The sequence below is a fragment of the Acinetobacter soli genome (assembly GCF_018139125.1).
In the GTDB taxonomy this organism is placed as follows: Bacteria; Pseudomonadota; Gammaproteobacteria; order Pseudomonadales; family Moraxellaceae; genus Acinetobacter; species Acinetobacter soli.
Map to the genome: position 1 here is coordinate 95,298 of NZ_CP073242.1, position 13,813 is coordinate 109,110.

At 37.4% G+C, this 13,813-nt stretch carries 11 protein-coding genes; 8 read left to right on the forward strand and 3 right to left on the reverse strand.

The annotated features are described in order from the left end of the window. The first annotated feature begins 68 nt into the window (after nt 1-68). From KCV09_RS15715 to KCV09_RS15730, 4 genes are all read left to right on the forward strand, one after another. Entirely contained in the window at nt 69-587 is a 519-nt protein-coding gene (locus KCV09_RS15715) for a DUF2726 domain-containing protein (RefSeq protein WP_212515827.1), read from the forward strand. 111 nt (nt 588-698) lie between these two features. Next, the gene (locus tag KCV09_RS15720; RefSeq protein WP_044103342.1) at nt 699-1,160 is read left to right on the forward strand and encodes an H-NS family nucleoid-associated regulatory protein; all 462 of its coding nucleotides are present in this window, start codon (nt 699-701) and stop codon (nt 1,158-1,160) included. A gap of 240 nt (nt 1,161-1,400) precedes the next feature. After that, entirely contained in the window at nt 1,401-1,730 is a 330-nt protein-coding gene (locus KCV09_RS15725) for a hypothetical protein (protein ID WP_212515828.1), read from the forward strand. Nucleotides 1,731-1,930: 200 nt separating this feature from the next. Then, nucleotides 1,931-3,739 carry a zinc ribbon domain-containing protein gene (locus KCV09_RS15730; protein WP_212515829.1) on the forward strand — a complete coding sequence of 603 codons (1,809 nt, stop codon included), beginning with the start codon at nt 1,931-1,933 and terminating at the stop codon, nt 3,737-3,739. Nucleotides 3,740-3,817: 78 nt separating this feature from the next. Here the strand turns inward: KCV09_RS15730 and KCV09_RS15735 are convergent, their stop codons facing one another. From KCV09_RS15735 to KCV09_RS15745, 3 genes are all read right to left on the reverse strand, one after another. Further along, nucleotides 3,818-4,051, reverse strand: coding sequence for a hypothetical protein (locus KCV09_RS15735; RefSeq protein WP_024160719.1), 234 nt, complete (start codon nt 4,049-4,051; stop codon nt 3,818-3,820). A gap of 196 nt (nt 4,052-4,247) precedes the next feature. Next, complete coding sequence (locus KCV09_RS15740; protein WP_212515830.1) at nt 4,248-5,252, reverse strand: hypothetical protein; 1,005 nt, start codon at nt 5,250-5,252, stop codon at nt 4,248-4,250. Between the two features lie 16 nt (nt 5,253-5,268). Continuing rightward, nucleotides 5,269-7,932 carry a type IA DNA topoisomerase gene (locus KCV09_RS15745; protein WP_121532435.1) on the reverse strand — a complete coding sequence of 888 codons (2,664 nt, stop codon included), beginning with the start codon at nt 7,930-7,932 and terminating at the stop codon, nt 5,269-5,271. Nucleotides 7,933-8,287: 355 nt separating this feature from the next. On the opposite strand from KCV09_RS15745, the gene KCV09_RS15750 reads away from it, so the two are divergent. From KCV09_RS15750 to KCV09_RS15765, 4 genes are all read left to right on the forward strand, one after another. Next, nucleotides 8,288-8,788, forward strand: a complete 501-nt coding sequence (locus tag KCV09_RS15750; RefSeq protein ID WP_121532437.1) for a hypothetical protein — start codon at nt 8,288-8,290, stop codon at nt 8,786-8,788. 1,096 nt (nt 8,789-9,884) lie between these two features. Then, nucleotides 9,885-11,084, forward strand: a complete 1,200-nt coding sequence (locus KCV09_RS15755; protein WP_005028487.1) for a hypothetical protein — start codon at nt 9,885-9,887, stop codon at nt 11,082-11,084. Nucleotides 11,085-11,152: 68 nt separating this feature from the next. After that, the gene (locus KCV09_RS15760; protein WP_024160722.1) at nt 11,153-12,061 is read left to right on the forward strand and encodes a hypothetical protein; all 909 of its coding nucleotides are present in this window, start codon (nt 11,153-11,155) and stop codon (nt 12,059-12,061) included. A 28-nt stretch (nt 12,062-12,089) separates the two neighbouring features. Then, nucleotides 12,090-13,757, forward strand: a complete 1,668-nt coding sequence (locus tag KCV09_RS15765) for a virulence-associated e family protein (protein ID WP_228301597.1) — start codon at nt 12,090-12,092, stop codon at nt 13,755-13,757. The last annotated feature ends 56 nt before the right edge of the window (nt 13,758-13,813 follow it).

The following is a 13,813-nucleotide window of genomic DNA, read 5'->3' on the forward strand; positions in this document are numbered from 1 at the left end:
ACCGTTAAAACTATCTAATATGTTTAAGAAGTTTAAGCACCCTTTAAAATTTGTTGTGTATTAGGTTTATGGAAACGATTTTAAATTCCTTTTTGTTAAAATGCATAATTTATTCATTATTGTTTTATATAGTGTATAAGTTCGTTTTTGCTTTATGTGGCGTATTACGCAAACCTAAAACTAAAGCCAAAAAGAATTCAAAAAAAGGCTATCGTAAGCCTCAAAAGAATCAGGAGCTTGTATCTAAAAAAGTCCTTACAAAAGACGAGATTATAATGCTTGATGCACTAGAACAGGTCATTCCATCACGCAACATTTTGGTGCAAGTAAGCATGAGTGCTTTTATGACCACGCAAAACATAAGTACCCGAAATCAGTTTTCTAGGCTTTACGTGGACTATTTGATTGTTGATGAAGACTACAATCCTATATTATCTATTGAGCTTGATGGGCATTATCATAAATATACCCAGGATAAAGATAAAAGGCGTGACCTGCTTTTGAAGAGTGCTGGCATTCCTGTCATTAGGTTTAAGGAAATTCCCGACATAAAAGTTATAAGAAAAACCATTTCAAGGTATATTTAGGTATAAATACGATTAACTGTAATTGATTTTAATAATGTAAATGTGTAAAAATGGTTTTGTCGTAAGAGATATTTTGAATTAATTTTCAAATATATTTCTAAAGGTTTAATCATGAACAACTTAACTCGCAATACTGGAACTAATGACATGTTAAATGTATCAAAACCAGAAAATGTTGCTCAAATGTCACCTGTTGAACTTCAGACTTATATTGAAGAGCTTCAACAACAACTAGTCGTTAAAGAAAACCAAGCTTTTCACGATGCTGTTAGTGCCATTAATGCAATCATTTCAGAAAAAATTACTGCCGATGGTGTTGTGGACATCCATACACTTAGCGAATATCTAAAAAACAACCACATTGAAACCACAAAAGTTGAACCTGTAAGACGTCAAAAACGTAAGCTTACGCATGAATGGGTTCACCGTGAAAACAACAGCTTACGTTGGGCTGGTCGCGGTCAAGTAATCAAATGGTTACGTGAAGAAATGACTGAAAAGGGTTTAGATCCTACAGATAAAGAAGCAGTACGTAGTTATTGCGAACAAAATCTAGATCTTAAAGAGATTTAATCTTTAAACTAGTGAAACCACCTGAAAAGGTGGTTTTTTTTGCCATTACATAGTGTCGTTAAGCGATAGCCTATTCTATTAGCTTTCAGCCGATAACAAGAAAATTTGCAGTTGGTATATACTTAAACCGTTTTTATAAAGGTCACGTTATACAACGGACTAGTTTTAGTTAAATTTTGGTATATACATTATAAGTATATGTGACTATACCTTTGCTTATGTTTCGCTGGAGGCGATTAAATGTCATTCAAAACTCTATTATTAACTGGCTTATTATCTGTAGGTTTGGTTTTAGTTGGTTGTAGTAAAAAAGAAGAATCAACATCTCAATCAAAACCTATTCAACCAGATGAACAAATTGACAAAGTAGATCCATCTGCAGACTTACAAGCAGCGCGTGAAGCTTATGTCGATAATGAAAAACCTTCAAAAGTTGAGGGCTACGATTTTGATGCACATCAAAAAACTGAAGAACAAAATCCACCAAAAGAGGACGAGCAAAATGATATGTCTTCTATGCTGAACGCTGCAGCTGCAGATGCTCAAAAGCAAGCAGATCAAAACAAATAACAGCACATAAGCTTGGTACATCTTAAAGGGGATTCGTTATCCCCTTTTTTAATGCGCCTTTAAAATACTTTTTAAATTCCCTTATTAAAACTTAACTTAAATAGTGATTCATTTTAACTAAAAAAAAATTATACCCCACGACTTAGTTATAATTAACCAGTTAAAACGTAATTAGATAAATGCGTTAAGGAGTATTAAAAATGGCATATGAATATAACTCGCAAGATAAGCGGTTTGAATTCCCCAATCCCTACCGAATAGAAAACATTTTTAAAGTGATCGGTGCCATCGTTTTTATGCTGGCTGGCCTAAGCTTAATTTTCAGTGCAAAAGGTCTATTCAGTAACGGTGTATTTGTTGCACTACCACCGCTTATAGTTGGTCTAGCAATGTTCAGTTATGGCGCTCTACTGCTGACCACAGGCTTATCAAACCTAAAGTTCTATTTTGGTCGTGATCAACCAGCCGGACTTGCACAGGAGTTATCCATTCAAGAAACTGGTGCTTATCCTGGTGCAACCGATATTAAAGAGATCCTACGCCAAAGCGCTTTGATTTATGAAGAACCAAAAGGCTCAGTGAACGGGATTCTATATTCACTGTTCCCTAATCTTATTTTTTCGCCATTATTCATCCGTAACGCTGCAGAAGCTCAATTTCAAAATGCGATTGTTTTTCTGATTACCTTAGTGAGTGCTCTAATCGCGTATGTGGGTGCATCACCCAATACAGGTGCTTGGCTTGGGATTGTTTACAACGCCATTATTTTGATTGTTTTATTGCGTCCTATGGCTAATCCGAACACAGGTGCACAAGAAATTGGTTTATCTAAGGTCATTAGTTTGGTTTTAGTTGCCATTCTTGGGCCTGTATTGGTACCTATCCTTACCCAACATGCAGTTGCGCCTATTTGGTTGCCAAGCATGGATAAAGCCATTTTTACGTTAATTGCAGCGCTGATTGCGATTGCGATATTCTTCTTGGCCGTGGTTGCTCAAATGGTAAAACAGCCACCACAAGCCAGTGCTGGAGTCGTTCAGGATAGTTTGAGTATGAATTGCCAACCAATGCAATTGTTTGATGAACTTGAACGCCATCTACAAAAGAATTGGGAAAGTGCTATTCCTAACAGAATCTATTCACGCCAGTTGCCAGTTATCAACTCTAGCAGTAAAAACGGTGCTTTTGAGGGTGAGATCTTAGAAGAAACTCAACCAGTGCCAATCAATACCCTTCGTGATATGACATTGAGCTCATGCTTCAAAGAAGAAAAGTATCGCTGGTTAGCCATCCTCAATAGTTTTGGATTGTTAAGTTTTATTGCTTCAGTCGTTTTAATGACTATTTTTGCCAAAGGTCTATATAACGGAAGCTATCTGGATTTTAGCGTCTTCACTTATGGTTTCTTTGGTGTATCGATGTGGATCTTAGGGAAGTTTTGTTTTGAGCACGGTAATTACCTATGGAGCCGTTTTGACTTTGTATCAAAACTAATATGGGTTGAGGCTAAAGGTAGCTATCAATTGTCTCAAATTAACTTTGGCCGTTACCTTGACGACAGCGTGAAATCACAAAAAGAAGTCATCAATGTTGAAACCATGACGTTACGTGTCTGGTACGCTGAAATTAGCACAACGACCTTCGGTAAATATCAAAACCGTGCGATCTTGAGCATGACTGCTTGTACTGATGATGCTGTTGTACTGAAAGAGCATTTAACCGACTTTGCCAAAAGCCAAAGCATTGTGGTTGCCCCAACGTCTGAAGCAGATATTAACCGCATGTCATCTATGAACCAGATGAATAGCGCAATTAATAAAAGCTCACCAAGAACACATGGTACACATCTTGGATTGATGAATAACCCTGAAACACACAGTCAGGATCTATCAGATCAAGTACCCGTGATCATCAAACCGAAAAAGAATATGTTTTGTGTGAAATGTGGTGAACCACTTCAGGACAATATGCTGTTTTGCCCTCAGTGTGGTACCAAAAAAGAAAGTTAATCGTTAAAAAAATAAAGGAGTGGATTACGAATGTGGTCCACTTTTTTTGACATCAAAAAAATAATTAGACTTCTAAAATTAAGAGTTTAATTGAGCGTTGACATATTCTTCGACAGAAAATCCCTTTACACCAGTTTCTATAAGTGCATGCACAAAGTCTGAGAACGTCACTGGAATGTACCCTACTTTGAATAGTGCCTCATTCAACTCTTTGTACTTCAGAAAAACTTCTTCTTTATGTTTTTTCTTCAGCTTAAACGTGGACGGCAAATCTGCCACTTGCAGATCTTGAATTTTGATTGGATTGTTCATAGCGTACCCGGTTGCTTAAAAGTTGCGAATTTAAACTATTGTAATGTGAAAATTAAAAAATGCAGAATAAATCTGCATTTTATTGTTTCATTTTTTTTAAGATCTATTTGATAAACAGATGCTTAAATTAGTATTCTCAACCAAAAGCCAATTAATAGCGGATTAACCAAAATCAATCCGTTTCTTATTAGTATGTTTAATGAGTTGCTACTGGCGTACCATATGCATCAGGACTTTGCGGTTGAAGTTGTGGTTGTTCACCACCGCTTTGTTGAGCTTGACCAGGTTGACCAGCTGGAGCAGTTGTCTTACGTGCAGCTAAGTCCTTCATGATGTCTTGACAAGACATGCCCCCTGTTTCGTATAAGTTGTACGCAACAGGATCTTTTTTAGGATCTGGCGGTACACACTCCAATTCAGGTTCAGTAGCAGAATCGGCATTCATTTTGTCCAGTTCGGTAGAAATCAATGTCAGATCGATGTCGCTTGGCGTAATTGGGCGACTGCTGATCTGCAAGCGATAAGTCATAGACGGCGTTAGCAGCGCATATAGTTCGCGGATCTGATTGGCCATAAGCGCAGGATTTTTCATTACGATTTTTTGGCATAAGAAAAGGTGCACGTTGTTCGGGCTACAAACACTTCCTTTACGCTGACTTGATTGTGGGTTTTGGGCATCCACTTTCAAGGGGTAGACTTCAATGTAAACTTCATACGGCGTATCTGGCTGAAATTGGAAGTTCTGCAAACTAGAAACGACAGTTGAATACGGTTCTGACGTATCTTGTGCATGACAGAATACTTGTGGTGCGTTACAGTCAAAGTTACGACTAATACGGTCGATAATTTCATTGCGCTGAGCAGCCAATTTCATACTTTCTTCTTTTACTCGTCTTGCAACTTCACTCTGCAGTCGAGCTTCAAGTTCAACATCGCTTTGTTGTGGACGTTCAACCTCGATGTTTTGATTGCCAAAAATAACCACAGCAAATAACAAAAAGAAAAGAACACCACCGCCAATCAAGATTAGCTTTTTATGCTTAGCAAAAAAGTTTTCATCAATGTCTACTTTTTTGCCCTTCTTTGCTGTTTTGGCTGGCTGTTCAGGCTCACTTACATGTTCATCATCGGGTTGGGTTTTGAGCGCTTCTTCAGCTTCCTTCCCGATGTTGTCCATATCATCTGGTTCGTGATTACTCATTTATTCACCTATTCAATTATTTACTTGATTTAGCTTTTGTAGAGGTCGATTTAGACTTGGCTTTCTTTTTGCCACGTTGAACTGGCTCACCGTTGTTGTCGTATCCACTTGCACCACAGCTAAAGCAATCCCATTTAAACTTACGTTCACCACGTAAATTAAATGCAGACTGAATCATGGTCTGACCACACTCAAAACACTTGGCTTCGTTGCCAGTGCGAGATTTTGTAAGTTGGGTATCTGGTGATCCATCTGGCAATATGTCGAAATAACGTTTACATGATGCAGCTTCACAACTGTATCGCTCTTCGTAAACACCAGGTTCTTTGCGGTACTTGGTATGTACAAGAGGCTTTTTACAGATACATGGATACTCTGTTTTGGTCACTTGGAATCTTGGCTCGTAGTTAGGACTACCATCAGGGAACACCTCTAATGGACCCGACTTACATTTTTTGCCTTTCAGGTTTGGATTGGATTTTTCACAAGAAAAGAAGTGATACGGCTTACCTGAAGAAGTTGAAATACCTTTTAACTCACGCAACCAACCGCCACACCCTTCAAGCTGACATTTGTATGTATGGTTACGGCGATATTCGTCAAAATCAGGAACCAAGTTACCGCTTTCGTCATTTGTAGAACGGTATGTTTCTTTACAGGTGCCATCTACGAACGCACGTTGAGAGCACTCAAAAAATACAGATTTATCAGTTGTAACCTGAGTCAGTGTTTTGCCACATAAACATAAATGAGTAGTTGGCTCACGTACAGTTGGCTTACCCGGTTCATCTTTACCATCAACATTTCTGTTTGGCGCTGAACTTTTGCATGAATTACATGACCAGTAGACCGATGTTGTTTTGTCGCGATTGGTACCGATTTTCGGCAACATGCGTCCGTCATCACAGTTATTACATTTGTAGACAGGAAATGAATCAAGCCAATGTTTTGAGAACTCTCCTAATTCACTTTCAATCCCTAAATGGAACTTTTGGAGTTCTTGTTTGTAATCGGCATCACCAGTAGCGATTAGATCCAGTGTTTCTTCAATTTCTTTGGTGTAAAGCGGATCTGCAAAACTAAACTTACCTCTAATGTTTTGAATCAAGGTCAATCCATGCGGTGTAACTTCAATTTTCTTTTTAACAACCTTGATATAGCCGTGCTTGATTAAACGCTCAAAGATTGATTGATAAGTACTAGGACGACCAATTCCTTTTTTCTCAAGTAATTTGACCAATGATGGTACGGTGTAGCGTGAACGTGGTTTGGTTTTGGTCGCGATAACTTTACCAGCAATAACATTGTGGTTTTGACCGACCTCAATATCCATAGGTAGCGTATGTTCAGGTTCTTTTTCTGAATCTTCTTCACCGTCCACGTATTCAAGTGCATTTTCATCAATACTGTAGGTCTTCAATAAACCCAACCAGCCATCTTCTTTTAAGATACGGCTAGAAGCCTTGAATTCAGCATCTTTAGTAATGCTTTCACCATCTACATTGAGCGTGACATCTTTATAGACACCTACAACGGATTTAACTTCGTATTCAGCTGGAGCCATTTGCGATGCAACAGTACGCAACCAGATTAGACGGTATAGATCCTTTTGAACTTTGTCCTCACCAGCTTCAAAGGTAAAGAAGTCACTAGGACGAATACATTCATGTGCTTCTTGAGCACCATCGCGAGATTTGGCTTTATTGCCGATAATCGCAATGCCCTCTCTCTCACCAAAAGCTTCTAGAGCTTGCATGCCCTCAGGCGAAATTACGGCAGCATCAGTACGATGGTAAGTGATATAACCACCTTCATATAACTTTTGCGCTGCTTCCATAGTTTGTTTTAGATCCAAACCAAGACGCGCTGCAGCTGCAGCTTGCAGATCAACAGTAATAAACGGCGCTGGAGCACTACGGAAAGATGGCTTAGTTTCAACACTGGTAATGGTTAAGTCTTTTTTATCAATTTCGCTTTGTAGACGGGTAATTGAAGCTTTATCTAACCACTGGTTATTGTGCACATCCTTCATTTCAGGATTAAGCCACTTAGAAAAATCCCATTTCGCAGCCCAACCTTGTTTTAGAGTTACTTCAAGGTTGTAATGTTCATGTGATTTGAAGTTTTTCAGTAGATCTTCTAAATCACCAAGCACAACGAGTACGGCAGATTGAACACGGCCAACAGGAAATTTGCCTTTTAAAATATTTGAAATTGGCTCATACAAGTAAAAACCGATCATACGGTCAAGGAAACGGCGTGTTTCTTGAGATGCCACCATACCTTGATCCAGCTCTTCACCATTTTGAAGTGCATTAGCGATCGTAGTTTTATCAATAGCGTTATATTTGACGCGAATATACTGATCGTCAGATAAGTTCAGGATACGTTTTAAGTGATATGCAATGGCTTCACCTTCACGGTCCAAGTCAGTTGCGAGGAAAACCGTATCTGCATTTTTAGCAGCCTGTCTTAATTCTTGAACAACGCGTGTTTTATTTTGAGATATTTCGTATTTAGGAACAAAGGCTGGATATGAAAAACCGATCTCATGATTAGGTAAATCACATACATGGCCAACTGAAGCGCGTACAACGAATTCGTGCGGATACAGGTCATCCAAGATATGTTGAATTTTTTCGACCTTTCCGGGTGACTCTACTATGAACAAACTACTCATTAAAATTCATCCAATTTTTAACTTTCTTTAGTAATAATTACTGAAGTTAATCTAGTAATGGTTTTAGTATATACAATTTTAAAATGTTTAAATAGGTTTAAGGGTTGATAAACAAACACTTTTAAGGGCTTATTTCTTAATCTTTAGTTGGATGAACATTTCAAGTGGTTAGATTACTTTCTGTTTTCAATAATCTACGCGCAAAAAGACAACAATATTTATCTAAAATTATGGGAAAAAACGGTTTAATTGTTTGAAAATACACTGTTTAACCGTCACAAATTAAAATTCCAAAAATATTATTTAACGAATTAATGTTGTACTATAAAGGTATCGTTTGTTTTAAGCTAAAACCATGATTAAAAAACTTATAGTTTTAAGCACCTCATTGTTAATCATCGGGTGTTCGTCTACGCCACAAGAAAAACGCTTAGATCAATACCTTGAAGATACGAAAACCGATGCAAAGGAACGTAGTATTGACTGGTATTACAAACATGATTACGAGCGTAGTAATGTTTTAAATATTTGTTATTCCATTTACATAGATTCTGCTAAGAAAGCTGGTTATTATAGCGATGATGTTAGTGATGGCCGAGAAAAGTATTTAGACGATAGCGTACAAAAAGAAATGTACGCCTCAAATGACGAATGCAATAAGGCATATAAGGCTCAGGATATTCTAGATAACTTTGTTGCAAGCAATAGCCTTCCACAAGAGTCTTATGAAGACAAGTTAGATCCACAACAAGAACCAAGTTCAATACCAGAAGTATCACCTGAAGTACCAGCAAATGAACCAGTCGCCACAAAACCACCAACACTGGAGGAATTAACCAATGCGAATCCGCAATAATGCGCTCATATGCCCAGGCCAATTTTTGATTCGATCTGCATTCTTTTTGCCCTAGCCATTTTACCTATAATAATTATTGGTATTGGCATACAGCTCAAAGAGAATTACGTGCGTAAGAAGCTCACTCAAAGCTATATGGATCAGCACTAAAGAAATCCAATAGGCAATAAAAAAGCAGCGAAATCGCTGCTTTTTTTATTTCTAATGAAGTTTACGAATAGGTTGAGTATAGGGGGAATCTTCTACTCGATGCACATGCATTGAATTGGTAATGTTCATTAAAGGTGAATTACTAGCCACTGAATGAGTCGTTGATGCTTTATGTGTGCGGTAGTTATTCAAAAACTGATCTACTACTGGCACATTGTTAGGCAATATTCCGATTTCGCGGTTAGTAATTTTAATCGTTTCTATTTGGTCTACATGGCTCATAACTAAGTCCACTACAATGATTAAAACTATGAGCATAATTATAGCTTAAAATTGAAGAAATTCCATTTTGGGATTTAATATTTGGTTTTTTTATGCACAGGTTTTTGTGGATAGTAGTGGGTATAAATGGCTAAGTTGCTGATTATTTAAGCTTTTAACATTGATTAAAAATTAATCAAAATAACGAAAAATAGAGTAAAATATGGAGAAATATAGCAGAAGCTATAGAAGAAAAAACAGGAAATGTCAAAAAAAGGGCAAAAAAAAACTATTAGAACAATCTCAGTCTAATAGTTTATTAAATAGGGTAATATCCCTTGATTCGTAATATAACCGATCTCTAATAAGTTTTAAAGCTTTTTTAATCATATTCACGGAAATTCCACAAACTATTATCTCATGCTGAACAAAAGTAATGATTAAGCCCTATACTCAGCTCTACCCTGATATATTGCAGATTAGTTAAACTGTTGTTTAGAAATCGCAAACAATATGATGTTATATTTGAGCAAGGTTAGAATTATGTATGAAATGTGAATGCTTTAAAAACTGATATATATAATCAACTTTTTAGAGTTTTACGCCTTATAGAATACATACAACTTGTTAGAATGCCTTATACTAATTAGCCACCCTCACACACCTTTTATGGAAGACCAGTATAGTGAAAGATTCAATCTTTGCTGATGTTATATCAAAGTTGAATGCGGAAGTTTTTACGCAAAAAGCTGGTCGCTTATACCCTCCTGTCAGTCAATTATTGGCACTGGAGAAAAAGTTAGCATTATGTACAGCATCATTGGTTAAAAGCGAAGACATTCCAGACTATAAACAGCTAGAACGCCTGTTTTGGGATAACGTAAATCATACCTATGGCACTGGTTATTTTGCGGAGATTCCTAAGTGGGGTTCCAACATCTTTATCCCATTACAGGTATGGGAAAGTGTGTTACAGCCTTATGCATTGTTCTATAAAAATATGAACCCTGAGTTTAACTTTTATGACTTTGCATTTACGACTGCAGCGTTGAGCGCTTGGCGGTACAGCCAACCCGTGCTAAAGCTTGAAAATGATGTATATCGCACCCTATTGAATGATGAAAACGGTCGCTATGTCGATGGTCATTTGCTGAATTACTACTTTCAGTGGACCAACTTTATTCATACACCAGGTCTAGGACACAACGACAAACCTTTATATGGTTTTTTCGCGCATCAAAACGAAGTTTTGTTTAACGGAAACAACGTTAAAGTACTGATCATCGTGTTTTGCTATGAAGATACTGAAGCCAACATATCTGATGAAGATCCTTTAAGCTTAACCTCTAATTGGGGGGACTATGTGGTTTTAGAGTATCGCACGGATACTATTAAAACCATTAAAGATAGTTTGATTGGTACCAACCTTAAAGGTAGTCCTGAGCTATTAATCTTACTTGGTAAAATGCTTAGCTTATTTAATTTCTCTATTCATCCTAAAACTGACATCTACAATCACCGTGGCTACCTGATGCAACCCACGTATAACGATACGATTGATTCATTTCTCAATAGTTATAGAAAGCACAAAGGTATGCCAGTACGCCGTGGCGTAGGTAAATCACCCTCTAGCAATCAACGCCGTGAAGTCCTCTATCATGTCCACGCACCAAGTTGTCCACGCCTGTTTGATACTGGTCTGAACACTGGTTTTGTGTCGCGCATGCACAAGAGTAGCCATATCGCTAATGACCATTTTAATACACTACATTGGCTTAAAACTGATACTGGCTTAAAACTAATTTCAGGTAGTTTATATACTCAAGAAACCGAAACTAAACTTATTAAATCAATTCAAAATTACTTTTATGGTAATAATACTTAAAGGTTTTCATTCTTTTTTCCTTAAACCTGTTATATAATTTTAATACCCATTTCAATCAATGAAGTATTATGCGTTTCGAGTTCGATCCATCATTTATATCTCATGTTGCAGTACGATTAGATGGCACTTCCTTAAAATCATTTTTAGACAACCTTGGAAACGTATCTTTTCAAGAAGCTGAAAGTTATTTAAGCAATCTAATTAAAGGGAATTATGAGCAAGACGAGTTTACTGTTGGCTTGAAAGTTAAACCTAAAAACTATAATCAAACAGAATTATTGGGGCATCTTTATAAAAATAGTGCCTTTCAATCGGTTTCAACTGAAGTATCGGATCTAGACACCCAAAACATGCACAATGACATCGCTCAATTCGTTCAAAGCTATGCCAATGTTGCAGATCTTCAGTACAACAGTAATTTCTTGGACAAGCAGACGTTTAAGCATGAAAAAACGTTAGATAGCTATATCTTCACAGAATTAATGCTGCAGTTCACCAACAATAATACCGTGAAGTTTCGTGTGGACGGCGAATATGTCACAGTGATTAATGCTGAGCTAACCTCTAAATACATCTATTTTAACGACAACAAGAATAAGCGGATCTGTAAGTTTTTAAGTAAAAATATGCATCCAGCTTATTTAGAGTCATTCTTAGAGCAGATGCATATTATTAAAATTGATTCTGAGCAGTACTTTTATAATGCAGTCGTGAATAAAACAATAAGTTATGATGCTGACGTTAACGCCTTTATGGACCAATCCCAGAATTTTTTAAATACCCTTGTGAAAGGTTATAAAAAACTGATCTTAAACAACGTGCGATTTAATCTTTACGAATTCTTAGAAGACGACCTTGAAAGTGTCATCCTAAACCGTATCACTAAGGCATGGCATTACGCTCATGAAATCACGTTGCAAACTAACAACCCATCAAAATATGTAGTCGCTCAACCGCTGGTTATAAAATATTTATAAGTGAGTTTCTTTATTTATGAACCCCCTCATGATCAAGTATGGTATCGATATTGGTACGCTATCTAAAATATTTAGATCGCATCTTGAAAATGAGGGCATTGTATTTGATCGTGAGAGTGACTTTCAGCTTGAACGAAGCTCTAAACGTATTTACCTCAGAACCAATCACCACAATGACGCCACAAAAAATAAGAAAAAAACGGCCTGGTATCTTGTAGATCTAGATAACGCACGTATGTCTTATGGTTGGTTTCATGCTGGCGGTGCAAACTTCACTTACAGCTTGTATGAATACATTCAAGAAATGGATCTGCAACCTGGTGACACCGTATATACCAAGGAACAGCAAGAAGAAGATCTTAAACGCTTCTTAAACTCATGCAAAAGTGCTGAGAAAAACAAAAAAGACCAAGAGATATTGGCTCAAATCTATATGGGTTTTGAATGGGCCAGAAGCCTACCCTTGCCAAACCGTCCACACAACTACAATGTGAAAAAGCAGATTAGCTTCAGTCATGCTAGATTGTACAATCCAAGCAACTTCACTAAAAATGAGCTGATTGATTATGTCAGCCAGTACTACCCTCAACACAAGAACAACACCATTATTCTGAACCGTATTATTGATCTGCAACCAGATCTAGATCAACAGTCGCTACGTCAGAACAAGCTTTTAGTTGAGGGGCAAAACATCAAAAATCAAATCATTTTCCTTCAGACCATCGCTGAACACAAAAACAAGCGTGGTGAAGATAAGTTTACATTACGTGGTGTACTTGCAAACGGCGCTTTCAAAATCTTATATAAAGATCCATTGGATGCATGGAACCAAGATCGGATAATCTTTTGTGAGGGCTACGCCACTGGTGAAGCAATTGCAGAATCAATTCAATACTCTATTCCAGTCATTGTCGTGTACGTGGCTGGCAACATCATGAATGTAGTACGTGATTTCCGTGCCGAATTCCCGTTTTCACGCTTCTATATCTTCAATGATAATGACCATAAAACAGCATTAGAAAGCAAAATAAAGCGCAATCCCGGTATCTATTACGCAACAGAAGCATGCCGAGCTGTAAACGCAGCCATGATTGGACCTGAATTTACTGAAGAACAGTTAGATCTAAGTGACTGGAACGATTTTAAATGTTTATACGGCGTTGATTACACGCGTGATGTTATACGTCATAAAATGCAAAATGCCGTGTGGACGACTGCAATTCAAAGCACGGTTAACCCGAACTACTCTATCAGTGCCCTATTCTTTGGCATCAAACAACAGTTGGATGATATAGGCCTCTATCCTGATAGCATGACCAAAAAGAATTGGTTTAGCTTGGTTTTACGCGCATACGCCTTACTGACTCAACAGGGATTTAGTCAGATCCACCCGATTGAGCTGGTCAAAGAACAATTTATTGAGATTCTTGGCCAGATTAGCAAGCAACCCCGTAAAGTCACTGGAGCTGAAGAACCAGAACTCCTTCAGGCCTACACAAAACTTGTAGAAATGATCGCACGTAATGATTCAACAACAGCACTGAATCAACAGATTATCACCGTGATTAACTTATACAAAAATGCAGATTATCCAATTGAAACATTAAAGGTTTGGCTCAAAGATATTTTGAGTAAATCGAACGATCCTGAATGGTCCGAAAACTTCATTAATAATATTTTTATTTCGATAATTTGAATGTCAAACATAGCCCCCCAAAGGTAGCAAACTTTTGGGGTTTATTTTTCTCTAAA